This window comes from Calothrix sp. NIES-2100, assembly GCF_963875285.1.
In the GTDB taxonomy this organism is placed as follows: domain Bacteria; phylum Cyanobacteriota; class Cyanobacteriia; order Cyanobacteriales; family Nostocaceae; genus Aulosira.
Genome location: NZ_CAWNLA010000001.1, coordinates 4180957 through 4203758 on the forward strand (window position 1 = coordinate 4180957; position 22802 = coordinate 4203758).

The following is a 22802-nucleotide window of genomic DNA, read 5'->3' on the forward strand; positions in this document are numbered from 1 at the left end:
ACAGACAGATTCTGGCAAAATATTTAATTTGACCATTTAGCCGCCCATTGCTTACCTAAAACCTTCAACATAGCCTTCAAACTTAATATGTAAGCAGGTTCTAAGCGAATTTCATCTGATTTACCCCTGATTTTGAGTAAAATATTTGTCAATTCGCGGTTGGTTTCGCGCCATAATTTTTCGTTATTTTGGGTTTCTGGACTTCTTTTATACCCTTCTAGTGGTTTGATTCCTTTAATATCTAGTTCTTCCAAAGCCATATCAAAATCATAAAGAAACTGCGGTAATATTTCTAATTTAGGAATTTTAAATTGCTCAATACCATCCTCGTTTTTTAACAATTCTAAGCGCTGATTCCAGTTTATTGGTCTACCATTGACTTCAGAATATTCTCCTGTAATCAATGAGTCTTTATCTTTTTTCTTCGCTACTTGCAGCTTAGTTTTATTGAGAACTAAACCGCAAGCAACTTCATCCTTCAGATTTTGGCTTAATCGCGTAGTTATTTCTGTATCTTCAAATCCAGATGCTTTACTCAACATTCGGCTGAATAATTTATTAATTTCCGAATAGCGATCAAATCTGCAGCCTTCAGCCAGCCATTGCAAAAATCGACCACCATTGCCACCTATATATACGGGAGTGATTTCATTGCGGCTATATTTACCTTCGGCGTGCAGAATTTTTAAAATAATTCCTACATAATAATATAAACCTGAAAACCCAATTGCTATCAGTTGTATTAATTCCTGAAAATCCGGTTGATCTACTATAAATTTTCGTTTATTATTTAGCCAATTATCACCTTCTAATCGCACCCACAAATCTAGCTTGGGATTAAATGCAGTACCTTTTAATCCTTTGACTTTAGCAGCAGTAATCCCAAATCTACTCTCCATAAACATAGGATTGAGTTCTAAAAATTGAGAAAATAAATCTCGACCAGCAAACATCATTGAACATTGATGAATCAGATTATTTTCCTCCCAAACAGATATATGAGAAGTATCATCTTTTATATAAATACAAGTAGTATTAATTAGGTCGTGTTCTTCCTGGTCGGCAAAATATTGAGCAAATGCTAAAGTTTCTGAACGGAAATAGTCTACATTATCTATCTGTGGAGAATTCTGAATAATTCCTGTCTTGGCTTGTAATTCCTTCGTTAAATCTTGCCATGTCTGAGCATATCTATACTGGTCATTAAGAGAAAAAGCTGATGAGAAAGATAATGACCATTGAATTTCCCTGACATAGTTTTTGGCTGCTATAGCTGAAATGTGTAAAGCTAAGTGTTTGAGAAACAGTTGATTGTAACTAAAGTCCTGTGAATCTTCCCATTTGAGATTAGTTTTAATCCAGTCTTCTTGAGGCTTAAATCGATTGCGATCTGGTACATAAATTCGACCGTCAAAAATTGGTTGCCAATCTTCCTGATTTGACCCAGTATTCCCTCTAATTGTTAATACACTAGATAGAGGAAGAGGTTTTTCCACAGGAATAAAATTTATAGGGATGAAGTATTCATACAAAAGTGGGTATAGAGTTCCTGGGTCATATTCTGTTACCTGTAAAAGTAAATTTTCTAGGTTTAAAGGTTCTACTACACCATATCTATTAACATAAATATTAGTAAAATCAGCACTAAAGTCTATCCCAATTATCCATGAGCTTCTACACTCAATTTCACTTGGATATTGCAGTAGAATTAAACCTAGATTTTTTTTATCTTGACCCTGACAAATAATAAAATATGGAAATTGCTCTAAATACGCTATTTGGTAGGAACCCCCACCATCTTTGAAAATATGGGTTTGCTTGGCTTCCGGTAGGTAAATCTGAAAAGTGTCATTTTTGTGTTCGCCATCGTAGTAAAATGCGTAATAGGATTGCCAACCTTTGGCTTTAAAATTAGGCCAAACGTCTATAACAGGCACTTCTGCTAAAGCATTCTCTTCTTTGATGGGGTAATCTTTGAATATGCGATAATTAGCAGGGGGATTGCCATTGTTTAAACCTGCTAGTGGTAAATCTAAAATTATCCTGACATAAGGCTCATCATCATTATTAAATGATTGGAATTGAATCCGGCGAATGATATCTTCCGGTGTTAAATACTCTAACAATTTAGGATTGAGAGGAATTAGTGGTGTAATCCGGTAACCCTCAAAAGTTAAAAGTACAGTTTCTTTGGTGAGATAAGCACCAGCTAAAGCTTCTTCTTGATTAATAAAAGAAAACTCTGGTAATAATAAATCTTTAGATTCAATCCATTGCACATTTTGCCAGACAAGTTTTTTAGTTCGTAAATCTTCTATTTTTAAAGATGCTAGAGTTTCACCTCCATAAACCCATATATTTTGTGGTAATTCATTCCATGCTTTAGTAATTTCTGCATCTATAATTAATAAGTCAGGTAATATACCTTTTTCTAGACTGGGAATTAAACGGACATGAGATGGAGAATTTGAGTAAGTCATTCTAAATATTGGTCTGAAAGATAAAGTAGAAGATAGATGGCAGAATCAGTAGATGAGTATAATACCGTTTATGGATGAAGATGCGTTTAATTAGCCCACGAAGGTGGGCTTTGTTTGTGTAGCCCCACCCTTATAGGGTGAGAGCGAATATAGCGCAACTTCACATAGAATTGGTATAACTAAATATAATGTGTTCTGTCCGCAGCGAACGCGAACAGCGTCTCGTAGAGAGGAACGTAGGAGCGTAGCGGCTTACCGCTCTTTAGCAATCGCAAAGACTGGGATTGCTTCGTCGTTCCTCCTCGCAATGACATCTTATGTTTAATTATGCCCTGAATTATCCGACAAGTAGGGGCACGGCTTCCGCAGACTCTCGGTAAAACAGAGAATTGATCGGTGTCGTGCCCCTAAAATTGGAATATTTTTTGATTTGGAAGACCCTTATTCTTGCACCGTCAAAGGTAAACGCACGGTAAAAGTAGAACCCACACCCAGCTGACTTTTGACGAGAATTTCACCACCCATCATCTGGCAAAAATGGCGGCTAATTGCTAACCCTAAACCAGTACCACCATACTTTTTCGTAGTTGATGTATCCCCTTGGATAAAAGGTTGAAATAACTGCTTTTGTTGAGTTTGTGACATGCCAATTCCTGTGTCGCTCACAGTAAAAGTTATGATCCCAAAAGGCGCTTCTGGTGCTAAGTCTTCTTTTTCACTTTTAACTGTTAGCGTAACTTTGCCATTTGTGGTAAATTTAGCTGCATTACTTAACAAATTTAACAATACTTGCCGCATCCGAGTTTGATCGGCATACATTATACCCAGTTGCTCATCACAATCGACTTCTAAAATATTGCCGTTTTTCTCTACAGCCGATCTCACGGTGAGAACGACATTATTAATTAGTGTCGCAATCTCAAATGTCTCTGGGTAGAGATTCATTTTCCCGGCTTCAATTTTTGATAAGTCAAGGATGTCGTTAATTAGTTCGAGTAAATGTCTACCAGCAGCATTAATTGTTTCTAAATCAGTAGTAAAATCTCCCGATAAACCTAAATCGTTAGCATCATCTTGTAGCAGTTGACTCAAGCCAATCACAGCATTTAGTGGTGTCCGTAATTCGTGACTGACATTGGCGAGAAATATGCTTTTTGCTTTGCTAGCGGCTTCGGCTAATTCTTTAGCTTGTTGTAATTCTTTAGTCCGTTCTGATACTCGCTCAATTAAACGATTTAAAGATTTAGCTAATAAGCCAATTTCATCTTCTGTGGTGATTGGTGCGCGTAAATCAAAATTGGATTTTCTTGCTACCTGTTCCGCTACTTGGGTAACCGTGATCACTGGCTCGGCGATCGCGCGACTAGTCCGCCAAGCTACAATGGCCGCGATCGCCACTGATACCAGCATACTCATGATCACAATTAATCTCTCAACACCTTTAGCCTGCTCTACACCTCTTGTTCTTTCTTGCTCTTGGAATTCAGCATACTCTAAGATATTACTCAGTGTTTGCGAAAGCTGCTCTAGCCGCGTAGCTGTGTCGCCACGCATAGTTTTCAGTAATCGCTCTCGTGCTGCATAAATTTGCTGCGTCTGCACTGGCTGAGATTCAATTTGCTGTAAAACAGAATCTATCTGCTTAACATAAGACTCTAAATTAGTCGAATAATCTTCTAATAAAGCTTCTAAAGTGGTACTTGTTGCTGCTAATTGTTGAGGATTTTTATCTATAAAATTATTAATATCTGATTCTAATTTTTTAGCTTCATCAACACTTTTGAGAAACTCAGTTTTTTGAGTTTGCAGCCGTTTCGGCTCTTCTAATACCGCAACTAAGTTGGAACTATATAATTGTGCCCCCACTACCGCATCTTTATAGTTATTTAGTAGTTGTCCTTGCTGATGAGCTTGATTTAGTTGTGTTATTTCTCTTCCCCGGTAATAGTTGGCAATTACCAAACCAGTGAGTGAACCAAAAAAACCAATCCCAATGGCTACAAAATACCCATAGCCAATTTTTTGATGTATGCGCCAAGAACTCGCTTTGAGTTTCCCTCGTGAAGGAAATTCAATAGTTGGGAGTTCGTCTGTCGATGGCTCTTGAGCTGGCACTGTTTTGCTTTGCGAACTGCTGTCAACAGGGATTCGCTTTTGAGTTTGCATCCCTCAAATCTCCTTACCCTCCCATACAACTCATCACATTGGTCTGGCTTGGGCAAAAATTGTATTAGTGATTAAGACCTAAATTATCTTTTTTTTGTGACAAGAGCAAATTATTTCTCACGAGATAATTGGCATGACCTTGATTAAATTCCAGTTATTTAACTATAAATTATTAATACGAGCTATCACGGTCAATAAAAATCGCTTTTTCCATAAAAAGCGCTTCCCTAAACTAAATGCACCCCTACAAGTATATCTTTTTAATTAAGTTACTTCCACACAGCATTAATTGCAGCTATGTCGAGTTAACGGGTAAGCAAATAATTTACCCTTCTCTAGCCTTCCATAAGCTACCTTCACGCTGTCAAAAGCATTTTAATTGAGTTTCCTACGGCAAAGAGTATCAAAATTACCGCTGTTTATCGACTGACCGACCGCTTTCCAATCTTATCACCAATTCTTGTAATTAACCAATAACTATCTTTGGGCATGGGGCAGGGGGGCAGGGGAGAAATGACAAATGACAAATGACTATTGACAAATGACATGATTTGCGCAATAAAAATCCTCTGCTTGGAAGTAGTTTACTACCATCAAGTCAGAGGATATACTGTCATATCTAGCGATCGCTGCTAATATTTACATTGGGTTACTTGAGTGCTTGAGCGATCGCGGCGGAAAGTGATTCGTTGACTGCTTGCTTCAATAAGTCGGCTTTGTCGGTACGCTCCCAGGGCAAGTCTAAATCATTGCGTCCAAAATGACCGTAAGCCGCGACGTCCTGATAAAAACGTCCGCCTCTTTCATTTGGCAGGTTGCGTAAATTGAAAGCATGGATAATTCCTGCTGGTCGCAGTTCAAAATGCTTTTTGACTAATTCCAGCAAAATTTCATCATCGACTTTGCCAGTCCCAAAGGTATCTAGGAAAATGCTCACAGGACGCGCTACACCAATGGCGTAACTTAGCTGCACTTCACATTTTTCTGCTAAACCTGCGGCGACAATATTTTTAGCCACATAACGCGCTGCATAAGCCGCAGAACGGTCTACTTTGGTGGGGTCTTTGCCAGAAAAAGCGCCGCCGCCATGACGGGAATAACCACCGTAGGTGTCTACAATGATTTTCCGTCCTGTCAGACCAGAGTCGCCTTGTGGACCACCAATAACAAATTTGCCAGTGGGATTGACCAAAAAACGTGTCTCGTGGTCTGGTTTAATTTCAATGTCGCCAAACACAGGTTCAACTACTGCTGTCCACAAATCTTCTTTGATTTTGGCTTGGACTGCGGCTTCATCCGTGATTTCCCCAATGCTAGCTGTATGTTGGGTGGAAATCAGAATTGTATCAATACCTACTGGTCGCCCATCTTCATATATGACGGTAACTTGGGTTTTGCCGTCGGGGCGTAGGTAAGATAAATCACCTGTTTTGCGAACTGCTGCTAGCCGCCGCGCAATGCGGTGGGCAAGACTAATCGGCAAGGGAATCAATTCTGGTGTTTCGTTGCTGGCAAAACCGAACATAATCCCTTGGTCGCCTGCACCAATGGAGTCGAATAGTTCATCACTATCTTCAGAGCGGGTTTCTTGAGCAGTGTTCACACCTTGGGCAATATCAGGTGATTGTTCATCTAACGCCACTAGTACGCTGGTACTGTTGGATGAGAAGCCGTTATCAGCATTGGTATAGCCAATTTCGGCAATTTTCTTGCGGGCGAGATTGACATAGTTAACATTGGCTTTCGTGGTAATTTCACCTGTAATTAGCACCAACCCAGTATTAACCACTACTTCAGCCGCTACACGACTGGTGGGGTCTTGTGTCAGTAAGGCATCAAGAATCGTATCAGAAATCTGATCGCAGATTTTATCTGGATGACCTTCGGTAACTGACTCGGAGGTAAAAAGATATCTACTAGACAAAGGTATTCCTCCTTCATTGAGTGTTTCACTGAGTAAATTTAACTCATCCCCAGGAATTAATCTGGGTGATTGAGCGTCAGTTGTTTTTGCTACTGACAATCACAACTTACCACTCACGGGCGGGGCTTGACTTTCCTCCTATCTCTAAAAGAGAAGGACTCAAACCCCACCCTTCTTGGTGATTATTTAGCTCAGTTACTCTAATTTCTGAAATCATAACAATATTTACACATTAAATAGTTGGTCTGTTCTTAACTTTTCGACAACTTATTACTGGTATTAAATACTTTTTACAAAAAAATATATATTTTTGGGTAAAAATGTTTTTTGGCACACAAAAAAAGGGAGATACCCTCAAGCACCCCCCAAAGCTTTGACACAAATACTGCTGTTTTAAACTTGAACTGCTAATTTGGCTTCCTTTGCTGTTAAACGCTCGTAAGCATCGCGCATTTTCAACCCAGTTAGGACTTGGAACAAACCAGTTCCATTATTGGAACCTGGATACTCACGGTGCTGGAGTAACAAGTGAGTCATCTCACCTTGGTATTTGGTAGATGTTTTGCTCAGATGGGTTTCGATGTAAATCACTTCTTCTAAATTGTCGAATTGACCGTCTACTTCCAATACTGAGACGTAACGACCGTAGTAAACATCTGAACCATAGTACAGTTGCATACCAGGGTAGGAGCAAGTCAGCTTCCGTCCGCAAGGTGTCCAGTTAATTGTTGATCCTTCATCAAAGAGGTAGGTTGGCTCAAAGCCGTCTTTACCTTCCCTTTGGAGCATCCGCACCCGCAGGACTTTGCGCTCTGTGTCGTTTTTAATTAAGTTGGTGGGTAATACTTGCAGAACTACATCAGCAAATTCTCTTTGTGGTTCAATAAACTTATCAAAGTCAGGCTTACGGGAATTGATTTGCGCTAAGACATCTTCATAGCGGTGACCTCTTTCGGCCATGTCTCGCTGAATCTTCCAAGCAATTTTGACTTCGTCGCTGATATCGAAATAAACACTGAAGTCAATTAGCTCACGCACCCGCTCATCATATAAAGGATGCAGCCCTTCCACTACTATGATGTGATTCGGCTCGATCCGCTCTGGTGGATCGATCATACCGGTTTCGTGGTTGTAAATCGGCTTATCAATTGCTTGACCATTTTTGAGCGCTTTAATTTGCTCATACATCAGGTCAAAGTTGTTCGCCCTAGGATCAAGAGCAGTAATTCCTGTTTCTTTGCGCTGTTTGCGATCTAGGGAATGATAGTCATCTAAACAGATAACTGTCATTAAATCTTCCCCAAACAAATCGATTAAACGACGCAAAAACGTAGATTTACCGCATCCAGAGTCTCCAGCTACTCCAATTAGTACCACACGTTCCGGCTTACTTGTCATAAATCTCCTCTAGATACTAAAAAATGTGTCAATCAATAATTTTTCACACAGCAGATTTTGAAGCCAAAAGTTTACCCATTGGTTTTTCCGGCGTTCTTATTACCCACAGCGCCATAAGAAGTCAAGCGCGTATACAACTATAGTAATAGTTATTACTCGCCTGCCTAGCCTGAATTTGTTGCTGGTAAGTATTTAATCCTAGTGGTATATTTGATTTTAACAGAAGGGGTTATCCTATACAAGTTTACTGTCAGGAAGAATCAAATGGTTCATCAATCATCTTGATGATTTAGTTGCTAATTTCAATAGACATCTCTTCACTAGCACAAGCAGCCAGGTAAAGACTGCTAGTTGTTTGTGTGCCTATTAATCAAGTTTATAATGTATGGTTTTATTCGGCCACAAAATTTTGGCAATTTCCGCATTTTAATTTGCGATCGCGTAATATCCCAGAGATTCATCAGCCAAAATCTATCCCAAGAATGAGTTAGCAAGTTGCATTAAACAATCTCGGTTGTCATCTGTGACACCAGGGTATTCCTGGGTTATGGGTAATTTGTGTTGGCATAGACGCGATCGCAGCTACACTGACGAGAATGCCTAAAGCTGAACCCGCAGGGTATAACAAAGGACTCATCACTCATGAAGCTTTACAAAAAACACAAACTGACAATATCTAAACTGCATCGACGAATTACTAATATACCTAAAGATGCCACGCACAAGGCAACTACATTTTTTGCAAAAACTACGCAGTAATTGATGCGCAAAATGAATACTTCCGGGATGTGGAAAAATCATCGGTTAACTGGGAACGGAGAGTGATGCCAATTTCTCTGAATTTCCCAGACAAGTAAAATATAAAGTAATTAGATCTGGTGTAACTGCCTTCTTGCTTGATGGATTTTACCGATTTTATCAAACTAGGCTGTTAACTGTTGACCGTTGACAGTTAACCGTCAGCGGTCAACGAACTTCATGAGCGACTGTGCAATTTAAAAGCCTAATAGCTTAATACTGGACGAGATTTAAATGCATCTGGTAAATCTGGAACGCCAGTTGCTCTAATTAAGGAGCCAATCCGCTCTTGCAAGTTAAGAGACTTGAAGGAACTGGCGTGAAACCCCTGCATCAGAGTCAGTGGCTCAACAATAAAAATGCACGGTTGGCTAAATGCTACTTAGATATCATAGTATATTTGATAACATATTTAAAGAAGAATTAAGTAACCGTAGCGATATTTGTTCAGTTCGGGGAGTATCAATTCACAAAAAAACATTAAATTGACTCATTATTAACATTCTCTAGAAGACTTATCCTCTAACTTAGAAGGTGAACAGGTGTGTGTTTGGGCTGCCTGCTTGTCTTTGGTGAGTGTACTTAGCAAGGCGTAATTTCTTGATGCCATTTTCCTTCTTTGCCAGTTTTGTGATGCGAAAATCCGGTAAACTAAAGCTGGCTAGTGATAGGAAAAGTTTTTTTTTGAAAAACGGTTAAGTAAACATCGGAGTGGTAGAAGGAATGAACAAACAAGGTGCTGTTGAGGGTGCTGCCAACACAGAATTAGGTAGCCGCGTCTTCGTATACGAAGTGGTGGGTTTGCGTCAGAACGAACAAACTGACCAAACGAACTACCAAATTCGTAACAGTGGCAGTGTGTTCATCAGAGTGCCTTACAACCGCATGAATCAAGAAATGCGACGTATCACTCGCCTAGGCGGCAAAATTGTTAGCATTCAAAGAGCAAGTGCTCTACAGCAATTCAATGGAAAAGCCTCATTGGGGATTGCTAACAGTGAAGTGAACGATATAGCTACCTCTGGGAATACTGCTAACATTGAGGGCAATGGTCAAGCCACACCTGTGAATGCACCAGCTGAAGAACAGCTTAAGAAGAAGGATCAAAAAGGCAACACCATGACTCAAGCGAGATCCAAAAAAGACGCACACGCTGATGTTCCTGTAAACACGTATCGTCCCAATGCACCTTTTATTGGGAAGTGTATATCTAACGAGCCGTTAGTCCAAGAAGGTGGGATCGGTATTGTTCAACACATCAAGTTTGACCTGACTGGCAGTAATTTGAAATATATAGAAGGTCAAAGTATTGGCATTATCCCACCAGGAGTAGACAAGAACGGCAAGCCGGAAAAACTCAGACTTTATTCCATCGCCTCAACTCGTCATGGCGATGATGTCGATGACAAAACAGTATCACTGTGTGTGCGCCAGTTGGAGTATAAGCACCCAGAAACAGGCGAAACAGTCTACGGTGTTTGCTCAACTCACCTGTGTTTCTTAGAACCAGGAGCAGATGTCAAAATTACAGGGCCAGTGGGTAAGGAAATGTTATTACCCAGCGACCCCGATGCTAACGTTATCATGATGGCAACCGGAACAGGTATTGCGCCGATGCGGGCTTACCTGTGGCGCCAGTTTAAGGATAAAGAAAGAGCAGCGAATCCTGAGTACCAGTTCAAGGGATTTTCTTGGCTAATATTTGGTGTACCCACAACTCCTAACATTCTGTATAAGGAAGAATTGGAAGAAATGCAGGCGAAGTATCCGGATAACTTCCGCCTCACTTACGCTATCAGCCGGGAACAAAAGAATCCCCAAGGTGGCAGAATGTACATTCAAGACCGAGTTGCAGAACACGCAGACGAGCTGTGGCAGTTGATTAAACAAGAAAAAACCCACACCTACATCTGCGGTTTGCGGGGTATGGAAGATGGAATCGATGCGGCGTTGACTGCTGCTGCGGCGAAGGAAGGAGTTACCTGGAGTGATTACCAGAAGGAACTCAAGAAAGCTGGGCGCTGGCACGTAGAAACTTACTAATTTCGTCAATAGTCATTAGTCAATAGTCATTAGTCATTGGTTTTAGACAAATGACGAAGGACAAATGACAAATGATAAAACATAACTTGTAGGGTGGGCGAACAGCTCACCCTACAATTGTTAGTGGTGAAATTTGGTAAAAAAGTTGTGGGTGTGAAGCTAGGAATACTGGGATTAGGGACTGTAGGGACGGGTACTGTACAGTTGTTACAAGATACAACTGGGCGTCACCCGTTATTGCAAGAAATAGAAATATATCGAGTGGGAGTGCGATCGCCTGATAAACTCCGGAATGTAGAACTACCAGCAGGTGTAGTAACTACAGATTTAGAAGCTATAGTCAACGATCCACAGGTAGATATAGTGGTGGAGGTGATGGGTGGATTAGAACCAGCGCGATCGCTAATTCTCCAAGCGATCAAAAACGGTAAGCATGTTGTCACCGCCAATAAAGCTGCGATCGCCCGTTTTGGCAATGAAATCTTCACAAGTGCCAATCAAGCTGGAGTATACGTCTTACTAGAAGCCGCAGTTGGTGGTGGTATCCCTGTGATTCAACCCCTGAAGCAGTCTTTAAGTGTCAACCGCATTCACACAGTTACGGGTATTGTCAATGGTACTACCAACTACATCCTGACAAGGATGCAGCAAGAAGGCAGCAATTTTGAGGATGTATTAGCTGATGCGCAAAGATTGGGCTACGCTGAGGCAGATCCCACCGCTGATGTGGATGGTTTAGATGCAGGCGATAAAATTGCCATCCTCGCCTCATTAGCCTTTGGTGGACGCATTCACCTGGAAGATGTTTATTGTGAGGGAATTCGCCAAGTTAGTAAGACAGATATTGCCTATGCGGAGAAATTAGGCTTTGTGATTAAATTACTAGCGATCGCCAAACTTCATGCCCAGGACACCTCAAAGCTATCTGTAAGAGTTCATCCTACCTTACTACCTAAAGCACATCCCTTAGCTAGCATCAACGGCGTGTATAACGCGATTTTGGTGGAAGGCGAACCAATTGGGCAGGTAATGTTTTTTGGCCCTGGTGCTGGTGCTGGGGCGACTGCTAGTGCCGTCACATCAGATATCTTAAATCTAGTGGCAACACTCAAAACAGAAACAGCCAGCACTGCAAAACCCAATCCTCTTTTAGCTTGTAGGCATCAAGACTACTGTCAAATTGCACCCATAGCAGAACTAGTAACTCGCTTTTATACCCGGTTCCTCACTAAAGATCAATCAGGAGTAATTGGCAAACTAGGTACTTGCTTTGGCAATTATGGCGTTAGCTTAGAGTCAGTTGTTCAAACTGGTTTTCAGGGAGAACTAGCAGAAATTGTTGTAGTTACCCACGATGTGAAAGAAGGTGACTTTCGCCAAGCTTTGACAGAAATTCGTAACTTGGAAGCAATAGATAGTATTCCTAGCTTACTGCGTGTACTGTGAGGGAATAGGGGAGAATAATTCATAGCGAAGTTTGCTATTGCAAAACTTATGGGTTAGAGATAAAAACCCTCACCTTTAAATCTATGGATTTATGCTTTCTCCCCTTTTACTCAAAGGCTGCTTTTTTATTAGCAATAAAACATAGCCTTGACACAATATTGACATAAATTGCACACAACTTTTTGAATAATAAATGAGTCTAACCAATTAACAAATTCACACTCATCGTAATTTGGTGCAAAATTATGATTGTCCGTAAAATTAGCTTGGTTGGTCTCTTAGCAGGATTAGTCGCAGCTTCTCTGAGTTCTGGTATCGCTGGAGCCGATACCCCTGGTAAGCATCCCTTATATCTCCATGCACGCAGCGATCTTCGGAAAGCTGAATTACTTCTGCAAGAACATGATGAGCCGAATGTAGTACATGAAACAAATATAGCTTATCAGCAGATTCATCAAGCCATCCAAGAGCTTGATAAAGCATCAGTTATAGACAAAAAAGATGTGCAAGATAATCCAAATGTTGATACTTCTGTTAAACATCTAGATAAGTTCCGGACTATTTATAAGCTGTTGCGTAGTGCAGAAAAAGACATATCCCCAGAAGAAGACGCTCATGCAGCTATAGGTTGGCGTAACAGAGCCAAAGCTAATATTGAGCAAGCCAAGCGCAGTGTCGAGATGGCTGCTAGTAGAGATGTTATTGACGATTTACGGAGTGAGAATTACTAAAATTCTCGGTTCATTGCTAAATTTTTGATAGGTTTTTAGTCAGGACTTTAGTGCAGGGTGAATCCAGGATTAAAGCCCTGATTACGAATTTAATCTCCCCTAATATTGTGATTGTAATGCATGAGCTGTTTTTCTTTCAGGTGCAGGATTAGTACCATCCCAAACAGCCCGTTGTCCATCGGCATTAATCAGGGTAATTTTGACCTTTTGTGCTGTAAAATTATCAGCGAAAGTTTGTAGCCATTCATGCCATTGCTCATCTGGAAGTGCATTCAAAGTATTAAAATTAATTTGCAATTTTTTGCAAAACTCTCCCGGACTATTAGGATCAGGATCTAGTGTACAAATGCTATCTTGTTTCACCTCAATCCGCGTTTCGGGTTTTTCATTATTGGCCTCATCTAAATACACAATTTGAACGATGACACTTCCTGCTTGAGACAAATGTTCGCCAGCAACGCTCAGGTAAGGATTGGTGCTTGGGTCTTGAGGCTCATCGCACAGTACTACTTGGGTGATATTGGGGCCTGCTTTGCGGACAGCTTTACCACTAATGTAGCCACCCGCACTGATTCCCATAAGTACTAAAATTTCTTGGGGGATGGATGGTAAAGAAGATGCAGTTGTATAGGTAACTAGCAGAATTACGATAAAAGCAATACCAATAATTAAATTCCAAACTAGCTGCTGTACCCGTTCCAAGGCTACTACACCACCATGCACCACTAAATCTGACCAAGCAGGATTAACATCCCCAGATCCTTTACTACCACGGATGTTGGAAGTTGCTTGTGCTGTTACCAGTGTGACTAAACTAATCAAAAAAGTATAGGCGAATCCGGATAAAGGAATGAACTCCCAAATACCTTGAATGACTCCGCGCCCGATGAATAGAAATAAATAGCCAAAAACAATGATAGTCAGCCACCAGACAAACTGGGTACGTGCCAGACTAAAGGTGTTTGTCTCCCGGTCTAGGAGTAGCCATTCTAATGAATTGAGACTTTTTTGATTACTTTTTCTGAGGGAATTAGCAGGTAAGTTGGTTTTTTTTGACTCTGTAGCTAGGGCGTAGATGATTCCCACTATGATCAGGGTGACAAAAGTAGTGATCCCAAACACAATGAACGTTGTTAGATTACTTACAGGGCGAGTGACATTCACCTGAAGTTGATCCTCAGTGATTTGGGGATTTATGCTAGTTGCGTTTCCAGCCACTTCTACTCTTACAGGGTGTGTTCCCCGTGGCAAATTCTTGAGCTGAGTGTTAGTAAAGCTGGCAAAAATTGCCCTTCCATCTTCTGCAACTCTAACATTAGTAGTCGTAGCATTATCAGGAGGATTACCAATTTTAACTGCAATTTGATTTTTGAGCGGACTGTCTGGTTGAGGGAAGTTGTCACCTGTGATAACTAAATTCAGCCGTTCTTGGGGGTTAGCTCTAAAATTTTCGGCTACAAGTGACTGAGGAATGGCAACATACAATTCTTTAGGACTGATGCTTGTAATCGAAGTCACATCAAGTACACTCGCCGCCGCATTGCTAGGTTGCTGAGTAGAAGTGGTATTAGTTGGCACTGTATAACTTTCATCTTGCTGTGCTTGACCGACTCCGACAGAAGTGAATAGCAAGACGCAAACTAGCCCCAAGGATAGCAGCGGATAATAATACCTCTTGCTGAGATGTTTCCCGAACATTTTGAATAAGCGCATAAATATTGTCACAGTATCTCTGACGTGACTATTAAACTCCTGACAGTGGGGTGAGGCGATGTTTTGTAATTTTATTTAGTATTATCTAGGGGCATTGGGCATGGGAAAGAGAGATTTTTATGCCCTCGTTGTGTGATTTATCGCATGAGTGTCTAACTTGAAAGCTCTGTAATCGCATCTCATGACAACGCGATCGCATCCCATGACAATGCAATTGTATCGAGTGACAATGCAATTGTATCGAGTGACAATGCAATTGTATCAAGTGACAATGCAATTGTATCGAGTGACAATGCAATTGTATCGAGTGACAATGCGATTGTATCGAGTGACAATGCGATTGTATTGAGTGACAATGGGATTGTATTGAGTGACAATGCGTAGACGCCCAGCGGCTTGTCGTAGACATCGCATCGCCTTGCAAAAATTAAAATAGTGCCATCGCCTTTGTCGCTGAGGCTGAGTTACATTCAGTTAATGCCTACTTGCAATATGTCTCAAGTTCTATGACACCTTCTCCCAACCAAGTTTATCCAATTATTTGGCACGATGACTCGGTATCGCTGATTGACCAAACTCGCTTACCCAACGAGTATGCTTTTGTGGAAATTCACCGTAGTGAAGATATGGCTTTGGCAATCAAAACGATGATTGTCCGAGGTGCGCCAGCAATTGGTGTAGCCGCAGCATACGGTATTTATCTTGGGGCGAGGGAGATTGAAACCAGCAACCGGAATGAATTTTTACAACGCTTAGAGCAAGTTGCCCAGTTGTTGCGTTCCACTCGTCCGACGGCGGTAAATTTATTTTGGGCAATTAGTCGGATGATGAAAACTGCCTATGAATCGCTGGGAACAGTAGCAGAACTCAAACAAATTTTGTTACAAACTGCCCAAAGTATTCATACTGAAGATTTGCAAACTTGTCAGGCAATCGGTGACAATGGCTTGGCAGTATTACCGAAAACCCCAGAAAAGCTGACAATTTTGACTCATTGTAACGCTGGGGCATTAGCTACTGCTGGTTATGGTACTGCTTTGGGTGTGGTGCGTTCTGCGTGGAGAGAAGGACGTTTAGCGCGTGTGTTCGCTGACGAAACCCGCCCCCGTTTACAAGGCGCAAAACTCACTGCTTGGGAATGTGTTCAAGAAGGCATTCCGGTAACGCTAATTACTGACAACATGGCAGCCCATTGCATGAAACAGGGTTTAATTCATGCAGTTGTTGTTGGTGCTGATAGAATTGCTGCCAATGGTGATACCGCTAATAAAATTGGGACTTATAGTGTGGCGATCGCAGCTAAAGCACATAATATTCCTTTTTTTGTCGCTGCTCCCCTGTCTACCGTTGATTTTGAATTAGCCGATGGTAGCCAAATTCCGATTGAAGAGCGTAATCCCAAAGAAATTTATCAAGTAGGCGATACCATGCTCACACCTGAAGGTGTTGAGTTTTATAATCCTGCTTTTGATGTCACACCAGCAGAATTTATTACAGCCATCATCACAGAAAATGGTGCGTTTGCTCCTGGTGAATTAGCAAAATCTCAGATAAAGCAAGTGGTGTAAAGTCCAAACTCAAATCGCTGTACAGTGTTGTTCAACTCATGTGAAATAGATCATGCCATTTTATCAGAATTTGTATAAGATGGACTGATCAATCACCCATTGATGTGAAATGATAAGTTGCATCTTTAATTACCGAATATTGGAGAATACATGAACAAGAGATTTGTCCTCTCTTTGCTTTCCACCCCAGCACTGTTTATGTCTATGCTATCTATGGTCATGATGACCAGACCAGCTAACGCCAGTCAAACAGTGACTCCAGTAGGTACTCATTTATCTTGTGTACGTTCCCCCCACTCAGCAACTCCTACACAGGTATGTATACAGGTTGACAATGCTGTTTCTCCAGCCAAACCTGAGATGACAGTAGCGCAAGCTCAATCAAACCAGCCTGCTGAACTAGAATTCACTGATGCAGAAAGTGATGAGGCGATAAAATTATTTGGTTGTGATTGCCCAATCTGCATTAACGCTGTACGTCAGTTGCACGGTTTAGCTCCCATGCCTGTCTAGTCATTTAGCAAGTAAGTTAAATAACAACTTGGTGTTTTTGATACTACAATTGCTGCTGATTAAAAAAGCTAATTGATACAATTTTTTGCAACTTGGTATTGAACACAAAAAAAGCCAGAGAATTAAATCTCTAGCTTATGTATGGTTGTAGACAAAAGAGCAATTAAATCAGCTAACAAAACCTAGATTCTTCCCAGGTTATGTAGCCCTAAAATAATACCCGTGCCTAAAATATGCCCAAAAGCGGTGGTGGCGAGTAATGCAGGCGCACCGAAGCCACCAAATAAATTAGGTGAGGGTAAAGCTGGTTCGGCACTGGGATACTTGATGGTTGATTTGCCAAAGGCGATCGCAATAATATTCGCGATGATCATGATTATCCCAACTGTTGGACTCCATTGCAGGGTGGTGGGCACAGTGGAAGCAGCTAATAAGATTGAAGTAAGCAACTGTTTCGCTCCTAAAATTTGTTGATCATTGAAATATGATCTGAATATTTGCCAACCAATTTCAAGAAATCAGGCTAATTTTGCAGCAATATTTAACGATTATTCTCAATACTTAACTTATTACTATTGCTTTGCTGCGGTATTTTAGTGTATGGGCAGTTCCAGACCATTAGTTGGCGATCGCACTTTTCAGGAAGTCAGATGTTTTTCAATGCGCCGATCCGGGATGAGCCACATAATCGCCACCAGAACGTATATTCCAAAGGCTATCCAGGAGTTGACAAAGGAAAGGGGAATAGCCACAGCATAGAATACAAGTGATATTTTGCCCTTGAAATCTCGACCGAGTGCGATCGCTAAGGTAGAATCCCTACCGTGATGATTGATTAAAGCTAGTGTAAGAATGTAGTAGGCGATCGCCGAAAACAACAATACCGTACCATAAAGAGCAATTGGCCAGGCGGCGAAATGGTTCTCGCCCATCCAGCCAGTGACAAAGGGAATCAGCGACAACCAGAATAGCAGATGCAGATTAGCCCACAGAATACGTCCATTAACGTGTCTGACTGCTTGCCATAAATGATGGTGGTTGTTCCAGTAAATACCAATGTAAATAAAACTCAGCACATAACTCAAAAATACCGGAATCAGCGGACGCAACGCCGCTAAATTATCACCGTGCGGAACCTTCAGTTCCAGCACCATAATCGTGATGATGATGGCAAGCACGCCATCACTGAACGCTTCTAACCTCCCCTTACCCATCTGTTACGCGCTCCTTGTGTGCTTTATTTAAAGTCAGTTGTCTGTACTTTAACTAATTACTAATTCGTAATTCGTAATACTTCGGCTTCGCTCAGTACAAGTTCGTAATTTTTGGGTTTAATTCCCCTTCATCTCTACGTGGAGCCAGTTTGTAGGGGCGGGTTTATTTGAATCGTCGATACCCAACAAGGATATCTGTGAACCCGCCCCTACTCTGAATCACCGTCTGTAGGGGCGGGTTTATTTGGATCTTTGTTTCGCAACGTGGATATCGGTGAACCCGCCCCTACACTACAAATTACGAATTATCAATTACGAATTATTTTAACTTGTCTTGATCGTAGGGGCTAGGGGCTGGTCATTCAAAGTAACGAATGGGACAAACATCAGGAAGGCAGTCGTTACTAATTTCTCATCACAAAGCTTCAGTATTTTTCCGTAAAAGAATATTTAGTTGTTGTATTTAAAAAAGTGTTTATGTGTTCAGTATTAGCGTAAAGCTTGTTATTGCACAGCACAACGCACCAACCTAACTTTTTACCCTTGGTGTAAAAAGCGAGTTTTCATTCTTGATTTTGGAATTAGTTATGACTGCAATTTTCTCTTTAACGGTCAATTCTCTAGAACTCGATCTATCTGTTTTAGCTGTCTTAGAACAGGGAATTTTATCAAGTCAATCTAGATTACAAAGCTTTGCCAAGGAACCTGAATTTGTCTCTAAAATGGCATTGGCTTTTAACCCAAACCCGGAAGCAGATAGCTTACAGACAACCTGGATAAATGGGGATTTTAGTAATTTTCCGCTTTTAGAAATTCGCTATCAGTCTGACCTAAATGGAGCAATTGGAGCTTATAGTGCAGAAACAGGGACAATTTATCTAGCTTATGAGTATTTACAGCAAGTTAGTGATATTCAAGGGTTAGTAGGGTTAATTTTAGAAGAATATGGCCATTATATAGATGGGGTATTGAATGGCAATAATGATAGTGATGGGGATGAAGGAAGAATTTTCTCGGCGTTGGTGATGGGAGAGAGTTTGTCCGAGACAGAGTTAGGACACTTGAAAGCCGAGAGCGATCGCGCAGTTATTAGCCTGGATGGGGTAAATATCGGGGTAGAAATGGCGAGTTTTGTCGGAGATGAAAAACCTAACCTGATTCTAGGAAGTAGTGGAGATGATTACATTGAGGGGTTAGAGGCGAATGATACCCTTGACGGTTCAGGGGGAAATGATGTCATTGGTGGTGGAGAAGGAAGCGATCTGCTGATTGGCGGTACTGGGAATGATGTTTTATACGGGGGTAGTGAGAGTGATGTCTTAGAAGGGGGTGAAGGGAATGATGATTTAGATGGGGCTGGAGGAAGTGATATCTTACAAGCGGGGACAGGGAATGACACCCTAAAAGGGGGTATAGGAGATAACCTAGATGGGGGAGAAGGTATAGATACCCTCTTTTTATATTTACAGGATTCGACTAACAATTGGACATTAAATTTGACCGATACCAGTGTCAACTTAGCTGGAGATAGTAATACAATCGTTCAAAATTTGGAACGAATCAACCAGATTTACACAGGAAGTGGCAATGATATCTTCAATGTCACGAATTATATCTTTGGCGGGACAATTGATGCCGGAGCCGGAATCGATATCTTATACGCAGACTATAGCACTGCAACTGGTGCGAACATTGGGGTGAATAATCAGGGGATTATTAGCGGTGCTAGCTATATTACTTCTCGGAACCCTACTAGTAATTATTACTTTTACTATTTGAACTTTGAAGGGGTCAATATTACAGGAACGCCCTACGATGACTTGCTCACCGGTGGCGATGCCAGTAATGACACTGTACAAGGCGGTGCAGGTAATGACTATATCTCTGGAGGAATTGGGGGCAATGATAGTCTGACAGGGGGACTGGGCAATGATACCCTAAACGGAGCAGATGGTAGCGATACCATGATCGGGGGATTGGGAGATGATGCCTATTATGTTGATGAGGTTGGGGATCGAGTTTATGAAAACCTCAACGAAGGGATAGACATCGTTTACGCCGACATTAGTTATACCTTGGGCGATCACCTAGAAAATTTGAGGTTAAGTGCTGCTACTAACATCAATGGCACAGGAAACAGCCTGAATAACTACATCACAGGTAGTAGCGGCAATAACATCCTCGATGGCAAAGCCGGAAATGACACCCTCACAGGTGGCGCTGGCGATGACACTTACATTGTGGATAGTGTTGGGGATGTGGTCATGGAAATAAATGGCCAAGGCATAGATACAGTTAAAGCTGCCATCAGCTATACCTTGGGAAGTGCCCTAGAAAATCTCACGTTAACGGGTACAGCCAACATCAACGGCACAGGAAGTTTTCTGGATAACATCATCACGGGGAATAGTGGCAATAATACCCTCACAGGTAATGCTGGCAATGATACCCTAAATGGAGGTCTCGGTAATGATACCCTGATCGGCGGTTTAGACGATGATATTTACACCGTTAATAGTGTTGGCGATGTAGTCACAGAAAACCTCAACGAAGGGATAGATACGGTTAACGCTGCCATCAGCTACACCTTGGGAAATCATCTAGAAAAGTTAGTGTTAACAGGCACTAGCAACCTTTCAGGTACGGGTAACGCACTCAACAACACGATTACAGGTAACAGTGGTAGTAACACCCTAGATGGTAAAGCTGGTGACGACACCATGTCAGGGGGAGGTGGCAACGATACTTACATAGTTGACAGTATTGGAGATGTCATCGTTGAAAATACTAACTCAGGTACAGATACCATCAATGCCTCAGTCAGCTACACTTTAACAGATAACGTTGAACGGCTAACCCTGACAGGTACAGCAGATATCGACGGTACAGGTAACGCTGGTAATAACACCCTCACAGGTAACGCTGGTAATAACACCCTCACAGGTAACGCTGGCAATGATACCCTCACAGGTGACGCTGGCAATGATACCCTGATTGGTGGCACTGGCAATGATAGCCTCATAGGTAGTGATGGCAATGATAGCCTCAACGGTGGTGATGGCAATGATATCCTCAACGGTGGTCTTGGTGATGACACCCTCAACGGTGGACTTGGCAACGATAGCTATACGGTGGATAGTTTAGGAGATGTAGTCATCGAAAATGCTAACTCAGGCACAGATACCGTTAATGCCTCAATTAGCTACACCTTGACAGATAATGTTGAACGGCTAACCCTGACAGGTACAGCAAATATCGACGGTACAGGCAACAGCCTCAGTAACATCATCACAGGTAACGCTGGTAACAATACCCTCACAGGTGGTGCTGGTAATGATAGCCTCAACGGTGGTCTTGGTGATGACACCCTCAACGGTGGAATTGGCAACGATAGCTATACGGTGGATAGTTTAGGAGATGTAGTCATCGAAAATGCTAACTCAGGCACAGATACCGTTAATGCTTCAATTAGCTACACCTTGATAGATAATGTTGAACAGTTAACCCTGACAGGTACAGCAAATATCGATGGTACAGGCAACAGCCTCAGTAACATCATCACAGGTAATGCTGGTAATAATACCCTCACAGGTGGTGCTGGTAATGATACCCTTTCTGGTGGAACAGGGAACGATTTCCTCCAGGGAACTCAAGGTAGCGATCGCCTCACAGGGGGTGAAGGGGTAGATTATTTTGGCTTTGGTGGAGTGGCTAACTTTAGCGATTTAGGCACAGATACCATAACCGACTTTACCAAGGGCACCGATCTCATCCTGTTATCCCATAGTGTATTTAATTCCTTAACCATGAGTAATGGCATAATTGCCAGTGAATTTGCCACAATTACTGCCGATAGTGCGGCTGAAGTCAGTCTGGCAGGGGGTAGCAGTGCTTTCCTGGTTTACAATACTTCTACCGGCAACCTTTTCTATAATGCCGATGGTGCAGTCGCCGGATTAGGTTCTGGAGGAAAATTTGCGGTTCTGAGCAATAAACCTCTGTTGGATAACACTGATGTATCATTTATGGATTTCGCCGCCTAGGACTTGCAGCGGAAGTACTTTTGCAAGATTAAGTTAGCTTTCATTAGTTTGTTGAAATCGACAATTTCAGCCCCTATAATTTGGGGGCTGTTTTTTATTGCAGGGGCGATCGCACTGCGAGTTAACGGCACAAGTCAGCGGCGATAGACAACTGAGTACGCAAGTTTTGGGAAATGCTCATGATAAACGCGATCGCTGCTATTTCATCGCTTTACTAGACTTTACTCACCCACTCTAAAGACGGCTTGCGCTGGGATTTTACACAATCCTGTAAATAAAGATTGATCAGGCTCTGATAGGAAATGCCGGTTTCTTCAGCTAGGGCTTTGAAATAATCAACCACATCTTCTTCAAGCCGAATTGTCACTTGCTTCTTCAGCTTTTTAATGTATGGATTTTTAACAGACTGGGAGAAATCGTACTCTTCTTTCATAAGGAAAAACTTTGATATTGCTGACGCTCTTTTTTCGTAGCTTTTCGAGCCGAGATGATGCGGATAACTTCTTCACTTTCCTGATACAGATGACACACCAATAGTAAACGTAATGAATCACTCATACCCAACAGTATGTAGCGATCCTCTTCTATAGAATGATCGGGGTCATAGATTAAGCGGGCATTCTCATCATAAAAGACAGTTTCTGCCTCCTCGAAAGATACACCATGCTTTTGCTCATTAGACCTAGCCTTGCGTTCATCCCACTCGAATCTCAACTGGCTCATACTTACAGTGTAGTTACAATGTATATCATAAGCAACTTGAGT

At 41.6% G+C, this 22802-nt stretch carries 16 protein-coding genes; 6 read left to right on the top strand and 10 right to left on the bottom strand.

All coding sequences use genetic code 11. The features are described from left to right. Nucleotides 1-23 precede the first annotated feature (23 nt). The 5 genes from AACU32_RS17080 to AACU32_RS17100 all read right to left on the bottom strand — a co-directional run bounded on the left by AACU32_RS17080 (nucleotide 24) and on the right by AACU32_RS17100 (nucleotide 9100). Nucleotides 24-2480, bottom strand: coding sequence for a hypothetical protein (locus tag AACU32_RS17080; protein ID WP_096601452.1), 2457 nt, complete (start codon nucleotides 2478-2480; stop codon nucleotides 24-26). A 441-nt stretch (nucleotides 2481-2921) separates the two neighbouring features. Continuing rightward, nucleotides 2922-4646 carry a sensor histidine kinase gene (locus tag AACU32_RS17085; protein ID WP_096601455.1) on the bottom strand — a complete coding sequence of 575 codons (1725 nt, stop codon included), beginning with the start codon at nucleotides 4644-4646 and terminating at the stop codon, nucleotides 2922-2924. 649 nt (nucleotides 4647-5295) lie between these two features. Further along, nucleotides 5296-6570: a methionine adenosyltransferase gene (gene metK, locus AACU32_RS17090; protein ID WP_096608047.1), complete on the bottom strand. Its 1275-nt coding sequence runs from the start codon at nucleotides 6568-6570 to the stop codon at nucleotides 5296-5298. A 393-nt stretch (nucleotides 6571-6963) separates the two neighbouring features. Next, nucleotides 6964-7968, bottom strand: coding sequence for a phosphoribulokinase (locus AACU32_RS17095; RefSeq protein WP_096601458.1), 1005 nt, complete (start codon nucleotides 7966-7968; stop codon nucleotides 6964-6966). A gap of 1003 nt (nucleotides 7969-8971) precedes the next feature. Then, a complete protein-coding gene (locus AACU32_RS17100) occupies nucleotides 8972-9100 on the bottom strand; it encodes a hypothetical protein (RefSeq protein WP_339377994.1) in 129 nt (42 codons plus the stop codon). 389 nt (nucleotides 9101-9489) lie between these two features. Here AACU32_RS17100 and petH point away from each other — a divergent pair, with 389 nt between their 5' ends. From petH to AACU32_RS17115, 3 genes are all read left to right on the top strand, one after another. Then, nucleotides 9490-10809, top strand: coding sequence for a ferredoxin--NADP reductase (gene petH, locus AACU32_RS17105; RefSeq protein ID WP_096601461.1), 1320 nt, complete (start codon nucleotides 9490-9492; stop codon nucleotides 10807-10809). A 147-nt stretch (nucleotides 10810-10956) separates the two neighbouring features. Then, a complete protein-coding gene (locus AACU32_RS17110; RefSeq protein WP_096608048.1) occupies nucleotides 10957-12255 on the top strand; it encodes a homoserine dehydrogenase in 1299 nt (432 codons plus the stop codon). 245 nt (nucleotides 12256-12500) lie between these two features. After that, a complete protein-coding gene (locus AACU32_RS17115; RefSeq protein ID WP_096601464.1) occupies nucleotides 12501-12986 on the top strand; it encodes a hypothetical protein in 486 nt (161 codons plus the stop codon). A gap of 99 nt (nucleotides 12987-13085) precedes the next feature. Here AACU32_RS17115 and AACU32_RS17120 read toward each other — a convergent pair whose 3' ends face one another. Beyond that, nucleotides 13086-14618: a hypothetical protein gene (locus tag AACU32_RS17120; RefSeq protein WP_339377995.1), complete on the bottom strand. Its 1533-nt coding sequence runs from the start codon at nucleotides 14616-14618 to the stop codon at nucleotides 13086-13088. 587 nt (nucleotides 14619-15205) lie between these two features. Here AACU32_RS17120 and mtnA point away from each other — a divergent pair. Together mtnA and AACU32_RS17130 are read left to right on the top strand one after the other, a co-directional pair. After that, nucleotides 15206-16267 (top strand): S-methyl-5-thioribose-1-phosphate isomerase, encoded by a 1062-nt coding sequence (mtnA, locus tag AACU32_RS17125; protein ID WP_096601470.1) that lies wholly within the window; start codon nucleotides 15206-15208, stop codon nucleotides 16265-16267. Nucleotides 16268-16465: 198 nt separating this feature from the next. Further along, on the top strand, nucleotides 16466-16780 hold the full coding sequence (locus tag AACU32_RS17130) for a hypothetical protein (protein ID WP_339377996.1): 315 nt from the start codon (nucleotides 16466-16468) through the stop codon (nucleotides 16778-16780). A 182-nt stretch (nucleotides 16781-16962) separates the two neighbouring features. On the opposite strand, the gene psaK is transcribed toward AACU32_RS17130, so the two are convergent. Together psaK and AACU32_RS17140 are read right to left on the bottom strand one after the other, a co-directional pair. Then, the gene (gene psaK, locus AACU32_RS17135) at nucleotides 16963-17229 is read right to left on the bottom strand and encodes a photosystem I reaction center subunit PsaK (protein WP_096601476.1); all 267 of its coding nucleotides are present in this window, start codon (nucleotides 17227-17229) and stop codon (nucleotides 16963-16965) included. 189 nt (nucleotides 17230-17418) lie between these two features. Next, nucleotides 17419-17994: a TMEM175 family protein gene (locus tag AACU32_RS17140; protein ID WP_096601479.1), complete on the bottom strand. Its 576-nt coding sequence runs from the start codon at nucleotides 17992-17994 to the stop codon at nucleotides 17419-17421. A gap of 587 nt (nucleotides 17995-18581) precedes the next feature. Here AACU32_RS17140 and AACU32_RS17145 point away from each other — a divergent pair. After that, on the top strand, nucleotides 18582-22037 hold the full coding sequence (locus AACU32_RS17145) for a calcium-binding protein (protein ID WP_339377997.1): 3456 nt from the start codon (nucleotides 18582-18584) through the stop codon (nucleotides 22035-22037). Nucleotides 22038-22251: 214 nt separating this feature from the next. On the opposite strand, the gene AACU32_RS17150 is transcribed toward AACU32_RS17145, so the two are convergent. Then, nucleotides 22252-22470, bottom strand: a complete 219-nt coding sequence (locus AACU32_RS17150; RefSeq protein WP_096601482.1) for a DUF6364 family protein — start codon at nucleotides 22468-22470, stop codon at nucleotides 22252-22254. Continuing rightward, nucleotides 22467-22760, bottom strand: coding sequence for a BrnT family toxin (locus tag AACU32_RS17155; protein ID WP_096601485.1), 294 nt, complete (start codon nucleotides 22758-22760; stop codon nucleotides 22467-22469). Before AACU32_RS17155 ends, AACU32_RS17150 begins: the two co-directional genes overlap by 4 nt. Between the last annotated feature and the right edge of the window lie 42 nt (nucleotides 22761-22802).